12 protein-coding genes are annotated in these 20,082 nt (G+C 60.2%); 4 read left to right on the top strand and 8 right to left on the bottom strand.

The annotated features are described in order from the left end of the window. Positions 1–7,246: hypothetical protein (locus tag JNN07_25000; protein MBL9171014.1), on the top strand; the 7,246-nt coding region annotated here is incomplete at its 5' end. A 465-nt stretch (positions 7,247–7,711) separates the two neighbouring features. On the opposite strand, the gene JNN07_25005 is transcribed toward JNN07_25000, so the two are convergent. Both JNN07_25005 and JNN07_25010 read right to left on the bottom strand, forming a co-directional pair. Beyond that, the gene (locus JNN07_25005; GenBank protein MBL9171015.1) at positions 7,712–8,359 is read right to left on the bottom strand and encodes a response regulator transcription factor; all 648 of its coding nucleotides are present in this window, start codon (positions 8,357–8,359) and stop codon (positions 7,712–7,714) included. Between the two features lie 73 nt (positions 8,360–8,432). Next, a complete protein-coding gene (locus JNN07_25010) occupies positions 8,433–11,516 on the bottom strand; it encodes a hypothetical protein (protein ID MBL9171016.1) in 3,084 nt (1,027 codons plus the stop codon). 635 nt (positions 11,517–12,151) lie between these two features. Between JNN07_25010 and JNN07_25015 the strand changes: the two genes are divergently transcribed. Then, positions 12,152–13,225, top strand: coding sequence for a TIGR04053 family radical SAM/SPASM domain-containing protein (locus JNN07_25015; GenBank protein ID MBL9171017.1), 1,074 nt, complete (start codon positions 12,152–12,154; stop codon positions 13,223–13,225). Here JNN07_25015 and JNN07_25020 read toward each other — a convergent pair. The 6 genes from JNN07_25020 to JNN07_25045 all read right to left on the bottom strand — a co-directional run bounded on the left by JNN07_25020 (position 13,215) and on the right by JNN07_25045 (position 18,525). Continuing rightward, on the bottom strand, positions 13,215–14,237 hold the full coding sequence (locus tag JNN07_25020) for a hypothetical protein (GenBank protein MBL9171018.1): 1,023 nt from the start codon (positions 14,235–14,237) through the stop codon (positions 13,215–13,217). The genes JNN07_25015 and JNN07_25020 overlap by 11 nt on opposite strands. Further along, complete coding sequence (locus JNN07_25025; GenBank protein MBL9171019.1) at positions 14,234–15,214, bottom strand: GTP-binding protein; 981 nt, start codon at positions 15,212–15,214, stop codon at positions 14,234–14,236. The genes JNN07_25020 and JNN07_25025 overlap by 4 nt, the downstream gene beginning before the upstream one ends. Positions 15,215–15,383: 169 nt before the next feature. Continuing rightward, positions 15,384–16,427 carry a choice-of-anchor M domain-containing protein gene (locus JNN07_25030; GenBank protein ID MBL9171020.1) on the bottom strand — a complete coding sequence of 348 codons (1,044 nt, stop codon included), beginning with the start codon at positions 16,425–16,427 and terminating at the stop codon, positions 15,384–15,386. A gap of 57 nt (positions 16,428–16,484) precedes the next feature. After that, the gene (locus JNN07_25035; protein ID MBL9171021.1) at positions 16,485–17,225 is read right to left on the bottom strand and encodes a choice-of-anchor M domain-containing protein; all 741 of its coding nucleotides are present in this window, start codon (positions 17,223–17,225) and stop codon (positions 16,485–16,487) included. A 62-nt stretch (positions 17,226–17,287) separates the two neighbouring features. Continuing rightward, entirely contained in the window at positions 17,288–17,992 is a 705-nt protein-coding gene (locus tag JNN07_25040; protein ID MBL9171022.1) for a prepilin-type N-terminal cleavage/methylation domain-containing protein, read from the bottom strand. Positions 17,993–18,120: 128 nt separating this feature from the next. Next, a complete protein-coding gene (locus JNN07_25045) occupies positions 18,121–18,525 on the bottom strand; it encodes a hypothetical protein (protein ID MBL9171023.1) in 405 nt (134 codons plus the stop codon). A 121-nt stretch (positions 18,526–18,646) separates the two neighbouring features. Between JNN07_25045 and JNN07_25050 the strand changes: the two genes are divergently transcribed. Both JNN07_25050 and JNN07_25055 read left to right on the top strand, forming a co-directional pair. Beyond that, positions 18,647–19,027, top strand: coding sequence for a response regulator (locus tag JNN07_25050; protein ID MBL9171024.1), 381 nt, complete (start codon positions 18,647–18,649; stop codon positions 19,025–19,027). Between the two features lie 86 nt (positions 19,028–19,113). Beyond that, positions 19,114–20,064, top strand: coding sequence for a TIM barrel protein (locus tag JNN07_25055; GenBank protein ID MBL9171025.1), 951 nt, complete (start codon positions 19,114–19,116; stop codon positions 20,062–20,064). Positions 20,065–20,082: the final 18 nt, after the last annotated feature.

Here is a 20,082-nt window from a genome sequence, read left to right on the forward strand (position 1 = left end):
AGGCGGGCAGGTGTTCGACCAGGTCTTCGCGGCCGTCGATCAGTGTGGATCGGGGCCCGACGTCGGCATCGTCACGCTCACGAACGCCGGCACCTATTCACTCACTGTCTACGGGATCCTGGACTTCACGACACCGTATGCTTTCCAGATCGTGCCCGTGGTTCCCCAGCAGTTCGCACTCAACCTCGGTCAAACCGTGACCAACGGGGTTCCCGCCGCCGGCGCCGGCAACATCGAATCTCCAGGAGCCACCGACACCTACACCTTCACCGCAACCGCCGGTCAGACTGTCTACTTCGATGAAATGACCGGGTTCGGCTGCAACCCATTCCTGCGTTGGCGCCTGGTCAACCCGCAAGGTGGCCAGGTGTTCGACCAGGTCTTCGCGGCTTTCGATCAGTGTGGATCGGGGCCCGATGTCGGCATCGTCACGCTCACGAATGCCGGCACCTATTCCCTCACTGTCTACGGGGTCCTGGACTTCACGACACCGTATGCTTTCCAGATCGTGCCCGTGGTTCCCCAGCAGTTCGCACTCAACCTCGGTCAAACCGTGACCAACGGGTTTCCCGCCGTCGGCGCCGGCAACATCGAATCCCCCGGAGCAACTGATTCCTACACCTTCACGGCAACCGCGGGTCAGATGGTTTACTTCGATGAACAAACTGGTTTAGGTTGCAACCCGCAACTGCGTTGGCGTGTGGTCAACCCACAGGGCGTTCAGGTGTTCGACCAAATCTTCGCAGCGGTGGACCAGTGCAACTCGGGTTCCGACGTCGGCCTTGTCACGCTTACCAATGCCGGCAGCTACACCGTCACCGTCTATGGAGTCCTGGATTTCACGACACCGTATGCCTTCCGAATCGTGCCCGTGGTTCCGCAGCAGTTCGCGCTGAACCTGGGTCAAGCCGTGACCAACGGATCTCCCACAGCCGGTGCCGGCAACATTGAATCCCCCGGAGCCACCGACACCTACACCTTCACCGCAACCGCGGGCCAATCGTTCTTTTTTGACGAGTTAACCGGGTTAGGCTGTTCTTCCGGCCTGCGCTGGCAACTGCGGAATCCTCAGGGAATCCGAGTTTTCGATGACCTATTCGCGGCTATCGATCAATGCAACTCGGGAGGCGATATCGGCAAGGTTACCCTCCCGGCAACCGGGATCTACACCCTCACGGTCTACGGAGTTCTCGACACGACCGATACCTATTCGTTTGTGGTCTGGCCGCTGCAAGCGCCGCTGGTTCCCACGATCGCGAATCGGGTGCTCAATGAAGGATCCAGCCTGGACCTCACAGTCATAGCCTCCGCCTCCAGCCCCCAGGGATACCCGCTCCGATTTGAGCTGGTGACGGGGCCCAGCGGCGCAACCGTCCATCCCACCTCGGGAAAAGTCCGCTGGCTCGTTCCTATCGGAGTGTTCGGCGACAATGCCTTCACGATCCGAGTTCGCGACGCGCTGGGCCAGTCAACCTTGGCTTCCTTCTCCGTCGGCGTCGTCGCCGCCGGTGATCTGACGTTCTCCAAATTCAGCGCTCCGCTCACGGGATCCAGTGGAGCCTCCTTCAATGTGGTCAGCGAGGAGAAAAATGTCGGCAGCACCACCCTCGCAGGAAAGTGGGAACAGCGGGTCTGGCTCTCGACCGACGCCGTCCTCGATCCCGACGATACGCTGCTGGGCCTCTTTCCTTCCAATGGACCGCTGAGCCCAGGACAACTCATCAGTCGTAACACGCGGTTCACTTGGCCCACCGCACCCGGCACCTACTATCTGTTTGCCCGGGTCGATGCGACCGAGGCGGTGCAGGAATCGAACGAGGAGAACAACCTCCAGCGGCTGGGGCCGATCACGATTGGACCCGAATACAATGCCGTGGTCTCGAGTGATCTCGAAATCGGACTGAGTGGGACCGTCCTGCCGCTGCGCGGCAGCGCCACCAAGCCGGACGGATCACCAGCGGTGAACGTCCCGGTGACCCTGCACATCCAAGTGCGAGCCACAACCCGCCGATTGTCCGTGACGACCGATTCCGCCGGACAGTTCGTCACCCTATTTCGGCCGCTTCTGGGAGAGGCGGGAAACTACACCGTGGGCGCTGGCCATCCCGGTTTGGCCGATGTTCCCGCTCAGGATCAGTTCAAGCTGTTGGGAATATCCCTCAATCCGAGGGAAACGACCATCGCGCTCCCCGCGAACGGCAGCCAAACCTTCGATCTCAAGCTCAAGAATCGCAGCCAAGAGACCCTGCAAGGGCTTAAGGCCGAACTCCTGGGGCTTCCTGAAGACGCCCCTCTAACAGTCACCGTGCGACCTCCGTCGAGCTTGGCTGGTGACCAAGAAATCACGGTACCCCTAGAGGTGCGCTCGACCTCGCCGGTGGGATATGCGGCCCGCACCACGCTCCGAATCCGGACGGCGGAGGGTGCCATCGCCGAAACGACCTTGCTCATCGAGGTCAGTCCGCTGGCGTCCAAGCTTGTGGCTGTGCCTTCCCCCCTCAATGGGAGCATGCTGCGTGGCCAACAGAGGGTGATCGAGTTCGACGTTCGAAACACCGGAGCCAATGCCAGTGGTCCGGTCCAGATCTTGTTGCCATCCGTGGGATGGATGAGCGTTGCCAATCGTCTGCCCTTGGCTTCCATTCCCGCGGGAGGTTCGGCCGCGGTCGGGCTCCTCCTCCAACCGGACGCCTCCCTGCCCCTGGGCGACCATCAGGGAACGCTGATTCTCACCGACGGGACAACTTCCACAACTCTCCCCTATCGATTCACCGCGACATCCGATCTTCTGGGAAGCCTAACCGTCGAGGTGGTCGATGAACTCACCTACTACGCCGATGGGTCACCGAAAGTGTCGGGAGCGAACGTGATCCTGCGTCAGCAGGGCAGCCTTACCGTCGTGACCAACCAGGTCACCGATGCCCAGGGCCGCGCCCAGTTCCAAGGCCTCCGCGAGGGCTATTACGATGTCGAGGTCACCGCTTCGAAGCACAGCACGTATCGGGGAACGACCCTCTTGGTTGCCGGCCAGGAAAACTCAATCCAACCCTTCCTGACCTATGAGACGGTGCGTTACGAATTCACGGTGCGCCCCACCACGATCGAGGATCGAACCCGCATTACCCTCGAGACCATCTTCGAAACCGTCGTCCCGCTACCGGTCATCACACTCGAGCCAAATCTGATTGATCTTCAAGATATTCAAAGCGACCGAACCGAGATCGAGCTGCTCATCACCAATCACGGATTGGTGGCCGCTCAGGACATGAAGTTGAATTTCACGAGCAACTCGCGATGGAAATTCACTCCGCTGCAGACGCAACTGGGCGCCCTCGAAGCCCGTTCGAGCGTGTCCGTTCCGCTGGTGATTGAAAGACTCTCCGCGCCTGCGCCACTGCCCAGCCTGGCCGACGGATCGTCCGGGGGAGACTGTGGGCTCGGCGGTCAAGCCTGTTGGACCTTGGTCTGCGGCAAGGTGACCAACAATTACTGCATACCCCTGGTGATCCCCGGAGCCTGCGTCGGGGATGGAGGACGCTACCTGCCGCCCTTCTTCGGAGGAGACAGCGCCGGCAGCGGTGCGTTCAGTCCTCCGATCTGTCAGTGCATGCCGGTGCCCTGCGACCCCTGCGCCAACAATGTGGCGGGAGCCTTGCTCGATTACGGCATCTCGGGGCTGATTCCGGTGGTTTCACCCGCCGCCGGCCCGCCGCTGATCTGTCTCAAAGATGGTGCCAAGTGTTACCAAGATGTCGCTACCTGTTCGACGAATGGAACCTGCAGCACGCAGTCGGTGCTGATCGATTGCATCAGCGCGGGCATCAGTTGCGGTGCGGTGGTGGCCGTCGCAGTCGGAGCGAGTGAGCTGGCCGTGCCCCTCGGCGTAGCTGGACTCATCGCCGGGCTGGCCGGTTTGGGTGATGGCATCGCCAATGCCTGCAAACCGACAGCTGGCGTCGCACCCGCCGGTGCCTCTCTGGCCGGCACGGATCCAACCTTCTTTCCCGGACAGGCGGCCGTCGCGGTGGAAACCGCTCGGCTACGGGCCATCCTGAATGCTTATGGGGCGCTCTTCGGTGATCCTGCCTGGATTCATCCGCAACTGGGAACGAACTTTATCGCGTTCGCCAACCAACTCGCGGCAGCAAGCCGGGCCGACAGCCCCGATGGTCAGCGGCTTACACCGGCCGAGCGTGCGGCCCTACTATCCGGTTCGCGTCCGGAACTGCTCCAGCAGTCGACCATTGAACAATTCCTGGATCGATGGAATCGAACCGTGGACTACAATCGTCGGGGAATCGCCACGCTCGCGGCACTGCCTGCCGGAGAGAATCCCGACTTTCTGGCAGCGGATGTGCTGGCCGCCAAGTTCGCACTCGCCGCTCAAGCCATCGACGAACTCCAGGCGGCCGGTCACGGAGCCGATCTCACCGGCGGCTTCCGGGTCGCCATTCAGAACCTCATCCAGAACCTGGAGGAAGGCTCCGGAGGGGTATGCGCTCGAGTGCGGTTGCGGCTGACCCAGGACGCGGTGACGACCCGCGAGGCTTTTCAGGCGAGCCTGGAGTTGGAGAACAACTCCCCCGAACCCCTGACCGGCCTCAAGGTGGAACTGCAGGTCCTGGCGCAAACGGGTGAGGTGGCCACTTCCCTGTTCGGCATCCTGACGCCTGAACTCACGGGCCTCAACGCCGTCGATGGCAGTGGCATCGTGCCGTCTCAAACCATCGGATCCGCTCGGTGGCTCCTGGTACCAGGCCACAACGCCGTCCCCTCGCCCAACCCCGTCGTCTACTACATTGGGGGCTATTTCTCCTACCTGCAGGAAGGGCGAACCGTCCGCGTTCCGCTCAGCCCGGCCCCGATCACCGTCCATCCCACGCCCCGATTGGAGCTGACCTACTTCCACGAGCGGGATGTGCTCAGCGATGATCCGTTCACCGATGCCATCGAACCGGCGATTCCGTATTCCCTGGCCGTGATGGCGAAAAACGTGGGCTTCGGCCCGGCTCAGGGAGTGAAGATCATCTCCGGACGACCGGAGATCATCGAGAACGAGAAGGGACTCTTGATCGACTTTGACCTGATTGCCTCGGAAGTGGCCGGAGAGCCGGTCAGCCCATCGCTCACCGTCGAGTTCGGTGAGATTGCTCCCCAGCAGATCAAGTCAGGACGATGGCTCTTTACCTCGTCCTTGCAGGGTCAGTTCATCGGCTACTCAGCAACGTTTGAGAACATCGGGCCGCTTAAGGGCCTGCCCGAGCTATCGACCATCGAAGCCGTGTCCATCCACGAGCTCACTCACATCGTGCGGGCCGAAGGCCCCACGGTTCTGGATGACGGCAACCCTGACTATTTGGTCAACGATGTTCAGGACGATGAGTTTCTTCCTGATCGGCTGTATTTGAGCAACGGCACAACCAACTCAGTCTCGGTCATTCGCACGGCCGTCGCCGACGGCGCGCCCACCGCGGGAGATCTCCAGGTTGAAGTGACGGTCAACGCGACTCAGACCGGCTGGAACTATCTGCGATTCCTCGATCCCTCCCAGGGCCAGTATCGGCTGGTGCGCGTGCAACGAGCCAGCGGAGCGGATCTGCGGCTGGGTGAGAACGCCTGGACACGAGACCGAACGTTCATTGCGGGCGGACGCCGTCCGCGCTACGAGCACAGCGTTCATCTCTTCGATCACGTCACCCTGGCTGGCTCCCTGCGGTACACCCTGACCTATGCCTCTCTGGCGGATACCGACACCACCGCTCCAACCAGCGGCATGATCCGGCTCCCTGAGACGAGCCGATCGCAGATTCCGTTGCAATGGTTCGGTGGCGACAATCCAGGCGGCAGTGGGATCGCGTTTTACGACGTCTTTGTGGCCGTCGATCGAGGCCCCTACGAAGCCTGGTTGCGACGCACTCCGCTGACCGGGGCTCTCTTCCCCGGCACGAACGGTCATCACTATGCGTTCTACACCGTGGCTACCGATCTGTCGAACAACGTCGAGGCAGCGCCCGGAACCGCCGATACGTTCACGACGGTCGGACTGGGCAACTCTCGTCCGCTCCTGGCCGCGATTCCCGATCAGGTGCTGAATGAAGGCAGCCTGCTCAGCCTGCAGGTTCAGGCCCAGGACAGCGATCTACCGCTGGACCGACTGACATTCTCGGTCGACGAGAATGCTCCAGCCGGACTGGTTATCGATTCGGAAAGCGGTCAGCTTCGCTGGTTAACGGGCGAAGGTAACGGTCCGTCAACGGCACTGGTCAGCGTTCGAGTTCATGACAGCGGATCGCCCGTGCTGTCCGATGTTAGAACCTTCCGGATCACCATTCGCGAGGTAAACAGCCCCCCCAACCTGGAACCTCTGTCGGACGTGGTGCTGAACGAAGGCGATCTACTGGACTTGACGCCGGCGGCCTCAGATCCGGATCTCCCTGCCCAGTCGCTTCGCTTTGCCTTGGCAGCGGGCGCGCCGACCACCATGTCGATCGATCCCTTCACCGGCGCCCTGCGATGGCAAACGACCGAGCTGGACGGCCCCCGAACGAATCGGATTGTCATCCAGGTTTCCGATGGGGCTGTGGCGGTGGAGCGATCGTTCGCCGTGGCGGTTCGAGATACACAGGGTGACTTCAGCCTGAAGCTAGGGGAAGTGTTCCTTCGCACGGGAGAAGCAGGCGGGATTGCTCTGCGAGTGAAGTCCGGAATCGATCTCTCGGAACTGGCGTTCTATCTCGAATTACCGCCTGGAGTTCTCACTGACCTAAACCTTGTCCCCCTCTCGTCAGCGTTAGGAAACCTTTCGCTGCAGCCTTTGGATGCCACTCACTACGAAGTCCGAATCGCCGCCGCCGCCGGACAGGTGCTCAGCGGAGATGCGGATATCGCACGGCTGGACTTCAAAGCGCTCGCGGGGCCGAGCTCCGCGAGCATCGCCCTTCGCCCAGTGAACCTTCAGGGTGTGCGGTCCAACGGGGAGCCGCTCCTGTCACCGAGTGTGGAGAATGGTTTGATCGTGATTATCGGCAGCCAGCCGGTGCTCAGCGTGGATGGCATTGTCGGAAAGCTCCGCATTCATGGCCGGATCGGGGATACCGTCCGGATCGAGGCAAACCGAGGGCTGGAGTCGGGCGAACCGTGGACGCTCTTCCGCCAACTGGTCCTCAGCGCACCCTTGACGGAGTTGGATATACCGGTGCAACCGCCCGGCGCGGAGCCGCTCTTCCTGCGAGCGATCAAGCCGTAGGAAGGGCGACTTTGGAGTGCGGTAGACCTCATCGTTACCTCCAAAAAGGCGGACTAGACAAGCTGGGCAAAACCGTCGTGTCTCACTTTGTCGGCAAGGCCCGAACCCGCAGGGTTCAAAGAGATTTAGCCGGGGGTGCTCGCACCCCCGGAACTGTTAAAATACGGAGCATCGCGCAGCGATGCCACCAGCTTCCCAAACGTGCGTCACCCCTCCTCGAACAACCTAATCAGTTCGTCAGTCCGTTCGCCGAAGGGTGGCACGCCTTTCAGGGTGCTGTCTATTAGGGGGCCGACAGACCGGGGGTGTCGCTGCTCTCCACGCCCCGGCTAATCTCTTTGAACCCCGCGGGTTCTCCGCCGCGATGAGGGTTGCCAACCTCACCTCGGGTCTAGCGTTGAGATTTAGGGGTCAGGGTAAGAGAGTCTTGCCGGACTCCATACCACGCCCAATCCCCCCAGCCACTCACTCCTTTCCAGGCGGGGTTGGCTGTTGCGTCAGCCGTGCGACGGCTTGGGCTCGTGACTGGACGTGCAGCTTCTCGTAGATCCGGCGCACGTAGGTGTTGACGGTGGGCAGGCTGATCCCGATTGCCTCGGCGATTTCCTTGTAAAGGTAACCCCTGGCTAGAAAGTTGAGGACCTCCCGCTCCCGGGGTGAAAGAATGTCCGGCTCCGGCGTCTGCACTGCGCTCGGCTGAAAGGATTGCACCACCTTGCGGGCGATGTTGCTCGTCATCGGAGATCCGCCCGCAGCGATCTCTGTCACGGCGGCCAATAGTTCTTCTCGCGACGTCCGCTTCAATAGGTACCCGGTCGCTCCTGCCGCCATCGCCTCAAAAATATGATCTGAATCCTCGTAAACCGTCAGCACCATGAACTGGGTGCTGGGAAGTTGGGGCTTGAGCCGTCGGATACATTCAATGCCACTCATCCGGGGCAGGTTGATGTCCATGAGCACCACCTTGGGGGTCAGGCCCGGAAGCGCGTCCAAAGCGCTCTCGGCGCTGGAATGCTCACCGACGCAGGCAAAGCCCTCCGTACGACTCAGCCATCCCGCCAGGATCTGGCGAGACGGTGCATCGTCCTCAACAATGGCAACATCGATTCTCAAGAGATCATCATCCTACCTAGGGAATGTGGGCTTGGATTGTCATGAATTTGGATGACACGAGCGCCGCAGGGCTCTAGTCCACGATGGTCGGATGTTCAACCCGGAACACAACGCGGGTGCCCTGGCCCACCTGGCTCTCAATGAGGCATTGCCCGCCGATTTCCCGCAACCGCTGCTTCATGTTGCCAAGTCCATTCTGGGTGGTGGCCCCGCCCAGCGTCGCACCCTCCCCGGTGGCTCCTTCCTCGGACCACGAAAACCCCTGGCCATTGTCCTCGACACCCAGCGAAATCCGACGCTCCTGCATTTCCAAGGTGATCCGAACTTCGGAAGCGCCGGCATGCTTCACAACGTTATTCAGCGCTTCTTTGAAGGCCAGGAATACATGGTGCCTGATCTCAGCCGATAGTCGAACCGCGGGCAGGCTGAGCGGCACATCCAACCGGCAACGGACCCCCGCATCCTGCAGGAACTGCTGTGCGAACTGGCCAAGGTAGTTCACCAAGCTCTCCAGCGTGTCGTGAGCCGGATTGACCGCCCAGACGATTTCATCCATCGCCCGGGTCAGCTCATGCGCGGTGGAATAGATCCGATCGATGTCGATCGCCGCGACCTCCGGTCGATCCAGATCCGCTCGAGCAGCCTGGCTCAGCAGGGTGATGCGCGTCAGACTCGCGCCCAAGTCATCGTGGATATCCTTGGCGATCCGAGCGCGCTCGCGTTCGATGGCGCGCTGTTGCTCCGATCGTTCCAGGCGCAACCGGTACTTCTGCCGCGCGTACGCATACATCCCCCATCCCACGGTTACACCGGCCAGCAGAATGGCAACCACTCGAGCCCACCATCGTTCCCACCAGTGCGGGAGCACCAGGAGCCGGACCGCGGCCGGCAACTCGCTCCAATGTCCTTCCGCCTGGCTGGCCGCCACCCAGAAAATATACTCGCCCGGAACCAGGAACGAATAGTTGGCCACCCTCTTGTTTCCCACATTCACCCAGTCGGCCTCGATGCCCTCCAATCGATAGCGAAACTGGATCCGATCTGGGGCGGCAAAGGAGGGGGCGGTGTACTGAAACTGGAAACGGTGCTCGCCCGGCTCCACGACGATCGTGGTTGGCCCCTGGACTCTCCAGTCCGCGGTTCGGTTCAGAAGATCTTTCCCCCGCGGTTCGCCATCAATCAACAACTCCTCCACGATCACCCGCGGGACCACGGAGTTGGTGGGCAGGGATGCGGGATCGATCACCGCCGGCCCTTTGGTGGTGGAAAACCAAAGGCGCCCATCCTTCGTTCGCGTACCCGCCGGCTGCAACCCTCCCGAGCATTCCACCGAAGCCAGACCATCGGCCTTGCCATACACGTGAAACGAAACGGTCTTGACCTGTCCTTCCGCGCACAACTTGAGATCCTGTTTAGAGGCACGCAGAATCCCCCCGTAGGAGCCGCACCAGAGATAGCCCCGGCCATCCTCTACCAAGTGGGTGAGCACACTGTTGGGAAGCCCCTGTTTTTCTCCGATCACCGAAATCTTGCCCGAGCGCAGCCGACACAACCCACCGCCAAAGGTTCCAATCCAGAGGATGTCGGAATCCTCCGAGTCCAACAGCAGAGACCAGACATAGTCGCTCGGCAAACCGTCACGTTGCCGCCAAACCGACGTGGTGCCATCGCGATTCAACCTACCCAACCCGCCTCCGGACATCCCGAACCAGACCTCACCTCCCGGAGCCTCCACCAAAGCCCGAACGTCCGACCGCTCCCAGTTCTCAGCGAACTTCCGCACTTCCCCGGCCTTCCAATACCGCACGCCCTTCTGCGTGCCCATCCAGAGCCCGCCCTGGGGCGATACGAACAGACTGGTGACCGGCGGGTATCCCTCATCTCGAAGGGCATCCACAATCGAGAAACCAGACCCGGTCCAACGAAACAACCCACCGGCCCACGTTCCTGCCCAGACCTCTCCCTGGGGATCCTCAACAATCGACCATACAAAAGGATTGCTCAACCCCTCCGCCTCCGCATAACGGCGCCACCCCGTCTGCTCCTCCCGAAACACACCCGCCCCCTCGGTGCCCATCCACACACTGCCATCGCGCGCAGCCTGCAAGGTGAGCACCGTCCGGCCGCGCAACAGTTCCGAGGAGGCAGCCATGGTTACAATACGTTCACGAGCAGCGCACACACCGCCGCCCGTGCCAATCCAAACATTACCCTCGCTGTCCTCTCCCAGGCTGCGCACCCAATCATGAGGAAGACCATTGGTTCGGGTGAAATGCGCGACCGATCCATCCGAGCGCAACACGTAAACACCGCCCGATTGCGTTCCCACCCAAAGGTAACCGGCTCGATTCTCAAGCATGGCCGTCACGAAATCATCGCCCCATGGGCCCTTCCCCCAAACCTGCAATCCGGAAGTGGGATCCCAGGATTGAACCAGGTCCGAACAGGCCACCCACAATCCACCCGCGCGCCGACTGCAGGCCCGCACCACGTAGCAATCGAGGGAGGGAACGGAAGCGGTCGTCGGGTTGGCCGGAGTCAGCTTACCCCCATAAACTCGCCAGAGCGCCCCCTGCGCATCCTTGGCCAACGAAAGCGAGGTCGGAGTTTTGGTCCTCTGTTCCACCGAGACTACCCGTCCATCCTCCACGCGAGTCAGGGTCCCCTCCGGATGCAAGACCCAGACCTGGCCTGACTCGTCGTCGCAGATGGAGAGGATCGCTCCGCCGAGAGGGTTGCCCTTCAATCGAACCGCCTCAAACCGTCCTTCCTGGAATCGGGTAAGCTCGCCCGCATCATGGCCCACCCAGAGCACGCCGCGCCGATCTTCAAACAGACTAGTGATCCGGCTGCTCACCATGCCCGGGGTGTTGCCGGCATTGAAAACGCGAAACTGAACCCCATCGAACCTAGCCAAACCGCTGTAGGTACCGAACCAGAGATACCCGTCCCGAGTCTGAACGATGCTGGTGCTGTGGTTTTGAGGGAGTCCGTCATCCGTGTGCCAGCTTTGAAAAGTGAAACGGCGCCAGTCCGGCGGAGCCGCAATAAGCAGGGGCGTGCCCAGTCCGAACAAGCCCAGGAGCAGTCTGAGGCGACAGAGCCACAGCCTGCGTGGATGCAAAATGGACTTCAGGTTGAATCGGACTCGGGGCACAGCTGCAGCCTAGCACGGACGACGTCGAAAAATCCATGACTTACGGGCCGAGTTCTCGGGAACACTTCTCACGGCTGTTGAACCGCAACGTTCGGGTATGCGAAGGCGAGAGAAGAGATCTGTTGACCAAAACCGATGAGGCTGTTCAGCAGGGACTGCCGCATTAGCCGCATTAGCCGCATTAGCCGCATTAGCCGCATTAGCCGCAAAAACCGAAAAAAGACGAAAGAAGCAGACGGATTCAGGGGGGTATGATTTCCCGGGGTCGTCATTCTTTCGTCATTTTTCGTTTCTTGCGGCTAAAGGAGCTCCGGGGTCATGGCTTAGTGCAGGGGGCGAGACTTGGACATTCCTTGACCAAACTCCGAGAGATTGGACCTAAATTCCATCTCCCTCCGATTTTCCCATCGCGTCCCTTGCGTCCATCGCGGTTCAAAAAACCGGTCCCCCCTTTCCATTCCGGCTGGGGAGGAAGTTGAACCGCGAAGCAAAGGACGCAATGGACGCGATGTCTGAGGGGAAACGGAATCCTGATTTTCGACAAGATCGGTGTAGTCGTACGCTCTCACAAGCTTTTCCATAATCCGAGTCTGGCGGTGCGGTACTAAATGCAACCGACCAAGGCATCACTGCGTATGCATTTTAAAGTAGACTATCAACAGGCGCCGTTGCTCTTGATTTGGGAAGTCAGCCGAGCGTGCGCACTGGCGTGCCAGCATTGCCGCGCCTCCGCCATCGATTGGCGTGATCCTCGGGAACTGACTCTCGAGGAGGGTTGCAGACTCATTGATGATGTGGCTGCCATGGGCACGCCTCTCATCGTGTTTACCGGCGGTGATCCGCTCCAACGGGATGATCTTGAGGACTTGATTCGGCACGCCCACTCCCGTCGTCTGACGGTCGGGACCATCCCGGCCGCCACGTCGCGTCTCACGCGGGAGCGCATTCTCTCGCTCCAACAAGCGGGTGTGCACCAGATCGCTCTGAGCCTAGATGCAGAGAACGCAGCCAAGCATGACGCGTTTCGCGGCATACCGGGAACCTTTGACAAAGCCATCGAGGCGGCGGGCTGGATTCGAGAGGCAGGGGTTAATCTCCAAGTCAACACCGTGTTCGGCTCCTGGAATGCCCGGGACTTTGATGCGATCGCCGAGCTCATCGAAAAACTGGGGGTTGTGTTTTGGGAAGTGTTCTTCTTGGTCCCGACGGGTCGAGGCTCGGCGTTGCAGGGCTGCTCTCCGGAGCAATTTGAGGAGCTGTTCGAGAAGCTTTACCAACTCTCCAAACGGGCGCCCTTCGTGATTAAGGTCACGGAAGGACAACATTTGCGCCGCTTCGTCATCCAGAAGGAAGCCGCCGGAGCGCCGGACATTGCCCGGGTCCGCGCCAAGATGATGATGAGCGGCAAGCCGGTAAACTCCGGTCACGGCTTTTGCTTCGTAGACCACGTTGGCAATGTTTGTCCCAGCGGCTTCCTCCCCGTCGTCTGCGGCAACGTGCGAAACCAATCAGTGACTGAGATCTATCGTGAGAACCCCATCTTTCAGGAGCTGAGGCGTTTCGATCTACTCAAAGGCAAGTGCGGGAGCTGCGAATATCGGGACCTCTGCAGCGGCGGCTCGCGCGCTCGCGCCTACGCTTTGACGGGAGACTACCTATCTCCCGAGGAATCTTGCGTCTACGAACCGATGGGGGTGACTACCCGATGATCTGCAACAGCCCTCCGGCCGTGCCCACGACGAGCCATCGGTCATCGGGCGACCAAGACAACACACTCACCTCGGAGCCTAACTCCGCCGCCGGCATACCGCCGCTGCTCCGCGCCGGAAGCCATAACCAGACGCTGCCGTCCAGCGCGCCCGAGGCCAAGGTGTCGCCCTGGTGTTGAAAACCCAATTGGGTCACGCGCTGAGAGTGGCCTTTGAGTTGCAGAGGTGTTCGACCAGCAGGACCCGGACCGGACACATCCCAGACGGTGAGCATCGGTCCGCCTCCAGTCGCCATGAAACGACTCTCCCGATCCCACGCTAGCGCTCGCACTTTCGACGCATAGCCGCTCATATGCAGCGGCTCCTTGTCGCGGAATGGCAGCTTCCAATACGTGACGGTGTTTTCCTGGGAACCGGCCGCGACATGACGTCCGTTCGGACTCCACGCCAACGAGATATGGGAGGTCTTTAACTTCAGATCCTCGTAGGGTTTAGTCTCCCCCAAGCGGATTAGCTGGACGCGACCGAAACAGGCCGTCCCCAAACCCTTTCCGTCCGGACGCCACAACATCGCCGCGATCGTACTCTCGTGCTGGTTATATTCGAAGGAGACTGCACCCTGAGAGTTCCATACCTTGAGCGAGCGGCCTGCAGCGCTGGCCAACAACTCCCCATCAGGCTGCCAGGCCAAATGCTCAATCCAGCCTTTCTCGCGAACCTCTCGAAGGAGTGATCCATCCTTCGCGCTCCACAGACGGAGGAAACCGTCTTCTCCTGAACTCGCGATCGTCTCCCCGCGAGGAGCCCAAGCCACGGTCAAGGCCGCGAGCTTGTGCGCCTGCCAACGCTGAACGACGGCGGCTTCCTTCGCATAAACCACCACGACCTCGCCATTGCCCAAGGCAATTGCCACCCGACGACTGTCCGGAGACCAACTCACGTGTCGGACATGATCCCCCAGATTCACCGGAGAGGGATTGGGCAAAACGGGGGGAACGTGAGGATCGCTCATACTAAACATCCTCGAAACCCGGCGTTGAGTTCCACACGATCCAAGTTGCGGCCGATGAAGATCAGGGTGCTTCGACGCTCCTGATCGTTCTTCCACTCGCGATCCAACTTCCCCTCGAACTGCATGTGAACCCCATGAAACACAAACCGACGGGGCTGGTTGAGCACGTTCAAAATGCCTTTCATCCGGAAGATGTCCTGGCCTTTCTTCTGAACGAGCTGACTCATCCACTCGTTGAGCTTGGTGTCGTCGACCGGACGCGATTCACTGATGCCCACCGAAGAGACGGATTGATCGTGAGTGTGATCGGCGTGGGAATGATCCGTCCCCCCATCGAGAAAGCCAGGATCGAGATCCAGCTTGGCATCCAGATCGAACGCATGGACATCCAACACCTGGGCCACGTCGAGCGCGGCGCGCTCCACGCGTAGAAGGGGCGCAAAGGGATTGATGGAGCGGATCCGGCGCTCGAGTCGCTCCACGTCCGCCGGACCGACCAAGTCCATCTTATTGATCAGGATGCGGTCCGCGAAGGCGATCTGTTCCTGAAATTCGCGACTCTCTTCCAGGTGCAGCCAGGCATGTTTGGCATCGACCAAAGTGATGATGCCGTCCAGTCGATAACCGGCTTTCACGTCCTCATCCACGAAGAAGGTCTGCGCGACCGGTCCGGGGTCGGCCAAGCCGGTTGTCTCCACTAGAACATAGTCGAATTTATCACGTCGCTTGGCCAGGCTGCTCAGAATCCGAATCAGATCACCGCGGACAGTGCAGCAGATGCAGCCGTTGTTCATCTCGAAAATCTCTTCGTCGGCCTGGATCACCAGCTCGTTATCGATGCCCAGCTCTCCAAACTCATTTTCGATCACCGCGATGCGGCGTCCATGCTTGGCCGTCAGGATATGATTCAGGAGCGTGGTTTTCCCCGCGCCGAGGAAACCCGTTAACACCGTCACCGGAATCGGTTGAGTTGACATGCCTCTATCAAAACGGGCGGACGGCCGGGATGTCGACCCGAAATGTACCCCCGGAGGGGAATCCCAGCTCCGCTGGGGAGACCAAAGCGGCAGAGGTCTGCCGCACTCCATATGGCTCCCATGCCTAGCGAAACGTCTTGGAGCGAGGTAGCCCACTCTCATCTTCACCCTACCTCCATCGCACTCGAAAAAAACGCTGTGCCTGGCCAGCCACCGGGGCACCATCGAACGCGGTCACGTTTTCCACATGGGAGCCCGGGATCGCTTCCATCTCCTCCGAAGCCGGGATCCACGGGCCCTCCAGTTGTTCCGCGACCTCCACTGTCCCCTGGCCCGCCAGCAGACCGATCCGACGTTGGAACCGAAGGATCGCCATCTCCTCGCCGTCACGCGGCTCAATCGCGAACCGGGGGAGCGCTCCAGCGTCGGGGCTGCAGGGATCGGTCCCCAGCACAAACTCGGCAAGGTTCGGGACCGCATCCCCGTCGGGATCCCCCTCTTCTCCCCGAACCGGCTCAGGAAGGTCTGGATGGAAACTCTGCGGCCACCAGTCGTCGAATCGACTGGCTGGGGGCAAAGGCAGCACATGGAAAACGAATGTTGTCGGCAGGCTTCGCAGGGTTTCGCCACCGCTCAGACGCTTCCCTTCGATTTCGAAAGTTAGCGCATACACGCCCGGGGCCGAGAAGCCCCAGTTGAAATGCTCATGACTTCCGATCAACGGAAGCGTGCGGTCCGCCTCGCTCACGCCATCTGAGCTATTGAATTTGATAAGGAATTGGCCGAAAGAAGCCGCTTGCCACGCGAAGAAGGAGCCGGGGCCGACAACCTTCTTAAGTTGAAAAGCGAGCGGACCAGCGAACACTCCCGCGGGAATCTGTTCCGCCGAAAAACCCAGATAGAGGATGTCGGCGAACTGATTCTGGGGAAGAATCCACAGTGAGTCGCCTTCGTTGCCAAACGGGGTCCCCGAGGGCAGTTCCAAACGAGCCGCCTCGGGGACCAGCAACACGACATTGGTCGCCTCGTGGTTCAGCCGACGATCCTCATCCCGTGCGACCACCCTCAAAGATGGAGTGCGTTCCGGTTCGTAGAGCATACGGAGGTCGGCATGCTCATTGGTGAGCACAACCCGGCCTGCGGCCGTGACAGCACCGGCACCACTGCCGAGATACAGGCCGAGCAGAAACGCATGAATCACACGTCGGATCATAGGAAGGTAACCTTTAAGCTGCGCATGGGAGTCAGAGGACACGTCGTCGGAAAGGCATCAAGACACCATCGGGCGGGTGCCCGGGGATCGACGAGAGCGGAGCCAGAGAAGCCCCCCCAATCCAGCCAGGCCCAACGCCAAGCTGCTGGGTTCAGGAACGACAACAAAGGTATATTGCACGCCTTCGCTGGTAGTGACCCCCTGGCCCACTTTGTCCCCACTGGCCTGGAACGTGAGTTTATAGGTGCCGGCTTCGGTAAAAGCCCAGTTATAGTCCTGATGCCCCAGAGCGAGGACGGTAAAGCTGTTAAGGTCGGCGTCCACGCCCCCTGCCCCCGCCTCCATGACCCGCTGAGGAGAGCCGTCCAACCCATTGACCAGATAGGAAAAGAACCGTCCAGGCCCTTCGAACGCGGTCAGTTTCAGCTGCAGGCTATCGCCCACGAACGCTCCATTTTCGATCTCTTCCGCGCCCGTGCCCAGGAACAGAAGGTTCGGGTCTTCCACCTGAGGAAGAACAAAAATGGGAGCGCCCGAGTTGCCCAGGAACGAATAACGACTGTCGGCCGGAACCTGGGTGAGAGCGTTGGCGTTCACCTGGAGAATGGCATCTGCTGGCGCATATTCGATATCGTTGGTTTCATCGTGAAGATGCAGATCCCAAGCGCCATCCTCAAACGCGACACCGATGTCGACATGTTCGGTGGAGAGTATCGCGAGATCGGCTAGAACAGCCTGTTGCCCAGCCAAGACGAGGCTGGTGGCGGTAAGGACAGAATAGTTAAGGAATCGATTCATAGAACAGAAGAGTTGATCTGGTTGATGGTTACTCATGGAAGGTACTGCGGACGAAACTGGAATCACTGTTTGGGTTTGGAGAAATCCTCCCCCTGATCGAAGCGGGCTTTGAGCACTGAGGCGGGTATGGCTTCAACATGGCCATCGGCAAAGAGGTAGTTGGCCATGCCCTTGGAATGATCAGGGCTAGGAGCCCCCGTTAGATGCCGGTCGGGCTGAATGTCGGTCAAAACGGTCTGCCAGCCTTTCGACCAGTTGCGCGAATGCGTATGGTCCTGGGTGATGGCCGTTCCCGCCTCGTCTGAGACGATAAAAACCGTGGGAGTAGTGGCCGGACTCTTCAGAGTGGACAGACGACGGTAGCTCTCCACCAGACGGCCGAACGGGTCCCGCTTGTCGACCGAAGTCCATTCATTCATCACATAACTGGTGCCCCGTTGCGCCAAGCGTTGCGGGCCAAATGGATCGGCCGGACAGATTCGCACCCGGTTTACATCGCCCAAATAGGAGGACAGAGTGAAAATCCAGGATGAGTTGGTTCCGGAAAGGTGCGAGGTGGTGGGTAGCCACTCCTCGTGATCGTCGGCATACATCAGCATGCCGATGCCGATCTGGCGCATGTTGCTGGCGCAGGCGGCTTGTTTGGCCTTGCCCTTGCTCGAACTGAGTGCGGGCAAAAGCATGGAGCTAAGAACGGCGATGATCGCAATGACCACCAGCAATTCAATCAGCGTGAACGCAGCCGATCGGTTGAGCCTAGATCTCATCAAAAGAGTCACTCGGGAAATGCAGGCATGACTGGCCCGCAAACTAAACAAAACGAAGGAGGTGATAAGGCCAACCCACAGGACGGAGAGTGCGCGCGAAGCGCTTCTCACTCGACTGCCGGGACGCCTTAAGCCAGAAGAAGGCAGGGAAGACTCGGGGGACCACGGTCCGGAAGAAGGAAAGCAAACAGGGAAACAAACGGCTTAGCGGGGGCTGGAAATTCGGCCGGCTGGGTTAGGCGAATCAGGACCGCGACCCACTCCGCACACGCCGCGGCTTCGACCAGACCCTGGTCCAGGCTGAAGGCAAAACAGGTTCCCGAATCACAGGGATCCGAATGCGAATCACCAGAATGAGCATCGTGGTGATGCGCCTCGCCATGATGCCCCACGCCCATTTCGGCGTGGAACTGGCGGTGCAACCCGCGATCGACCGAAAGCACCAGGGAGAACAACATCGCAAACAGCACCCCGCCCACCAGACACCAGCGTCGGTAGGAACCCGCAGGGAGTAATTTGCAAACTATTTGCATTGAACAACACCAATAAACCTTACAGGCCCGCAGAACGCAAGCGAGAATCGAAGGGGCTTTGTCACGCCGCTTTTACAAACCCGACAACGTCCTGCCGCACCCGGGGCCCAGAGTCGACTCCATGAGCACTCGAGTATTGATCGTCGACGACGACCAGGATCTGTTGGAGCTTCTCTCCTTCAACCTGGTGGAGGAAGGATACGAGGTTACGGTGGCACGAAACGGAATGGAGGCGTTAAACGCCGCCAGAATCGCCCTACCGGACCTGGTTCTGCTGGATGTCAAGTTGGAGGGCTTGGATGGCTACACCGTCTGCCAGATGCTAAAGGCGCTTCCCTCAACTTCCACCATCCCGATTCTATTGGTGACCGGCATGCGCGCGCACCTGGACCGACGGAAAGGGATGCTGGCGGGGGCGTCGGACTACATCACGAAGCCCTTCAGAATGAAGGATCTCATCCAGAGGGTCCGGGTCATGCTGCCGACCGCCTGGGCCTGCTAGCCCACGCACCTGCAGTCGCGCCCGGCTTTCACAGCCCGCGGTTTTGTGCATTGCGAACACAGCGGCGGTCTGCTTGTGTATTCGAAATGCCCTCAGGACACCAGAAACCGAAGGCCCGGCCCTCTTCCACGCGTCGGCTGAGTCGACGTTCCTCCCTCAAGGCCATGGGCGTGACGGCCAGCGCCGCCCTGCTCTCTCGACCCAGTCGATCGGATGCCCAATCTGCACCGAGTGCAGCCAACCCCCAATTCAAGATCCGCCACGGTCGTATCCGACAATCCATCATGGGATGGACCTTCAATCCCATGCCCACCGCTGAGTTGGCGCGACTGTGCAAAGACATCGGGCTGGTGGCCATGGAAGGGATCGACCGCAAGGACTATCCCATGGTTCGGGAGCTCGGTTTGGAGATTTCCTTGGTCGGCAGCCATGGATTCTCCAAAGGACCGGTCAACCGAGCCAACCACAGCGCGGTTGCCAAAGCGCTCCGGGAAGGAATCGATACGGCGGTTCAATTCAGCTGCAACAAGATCATCACGTTCACCGGCATGCGCGAGGCGGGGATCAGCGATGCCCAGGCCATCAAGAATTGCGTGGAATGTTGGAAGGAGGTCATCCCGTATGCCGAAGAGAAGGGCGTGACCTTGTGCCTGGAACATTTGAACAGCCGCGACAACACGCACCCGATGAAGGGGCATCCAGGCTATTTCGGGGACGACATTGAGCTGTGCGTCGACCTCATCCGCAAGGTCGCCTCACCCCGCTTCAAGCTCCTGTTCGACATCTATCATGTTCAGATCATGCATGGCGATGTGATCCGCCACCTCCAAACGCATCGTGAGCACATTGCCCATTACCACACCGCTGGCGTGCCGGGACGCGGAGAGCTGGACGACACCCAGGAGGTGAACTATCCCGCCATCCTGCGAGCCATTCTGGAAACCGGCTACACGGGGTTCGTGGCGCAGGAATTCATTCCGACCTGGAAAGACAAAGCCCTGGCGCTTCGCCACGCCGCCCAGGTCTGCGATGTCTGAGCCGCCGGTGCGGAAACC

This window comes from Verrucomicrobiales bacterium (assembly GCA_016793885.1).
In the GTDB taxonomy this organism is placed as follows: domain Bacteria; phylum Verrucomicrobiota; class Verrucomicrobiia; order Limisphaerales; family UBA11320; genus UBA11320.

Bases quoted from the DNA above. Each gene is read 5' to 3' on its own strand.
- JNN07_25040 (MBL9171022.1), bottom strand. From the start codon at position 17,992: ATGAGATCTAGGCTCAACCGATCGGCTGCGTTCACGCTGATTGAATTG.
- JNN07_25020 (MBL9171018.1), bottom strand. From the start codon at position 14,237: ATGAGCGATCCTCACGTTCCCCCCGTTTTGCCCAATCCCTCTCCGGTG.
- JNN07_25055 (MBL9171025.1), top strand. From the start codon at position 19,114: ATGCCCTCAGGACACCAGAAACCGAAGGCCCGGCCCTCTTCCACGCGT.
- JNN07_25015 (MBL9171017.1), top strand. From the start codon at position 12,152: ATGCATTTTAAAGTAGACTATCAACAGGCGCCGTTGCTCTTGATTTGG.
- JNN07_25035 (MBL9171021.1), bottom strand. From the start codon at position 17,225: ATGAATCGATTCCTTAACTATTCTGTCCTTACCGCCACCAGCCTCGTC.
- JNN07_25025 (MBL9171019.1), bottom strand. From the start codon at position 15,214: ATGTCAACTCAACCGATTCCGGTGACGGTGTTAACGGGTTTCCTCGGC.
- JNN07_25045 (MBL9171023.1), bottom strand. From the start codon at position 18,525: ATGCAAATAGTTTGCAAATTACTCCCTGCGGGTTCCTACCGACGCTGG.
- JNN07_25030 (MBL9171020.1), bottom strand. From the start codon at position 16,427: ATGATCCGACGTGTGATTCATGCGTTTCTGCTCGGCCTGTATCTCGGC.
- JNN07_25050 (MBL9171024.1), top strand. From the start codon at position 18,647: ATGAGCACTCGAGTATTGATCGTCGACGACGACCAGGATCTGTTGGAG.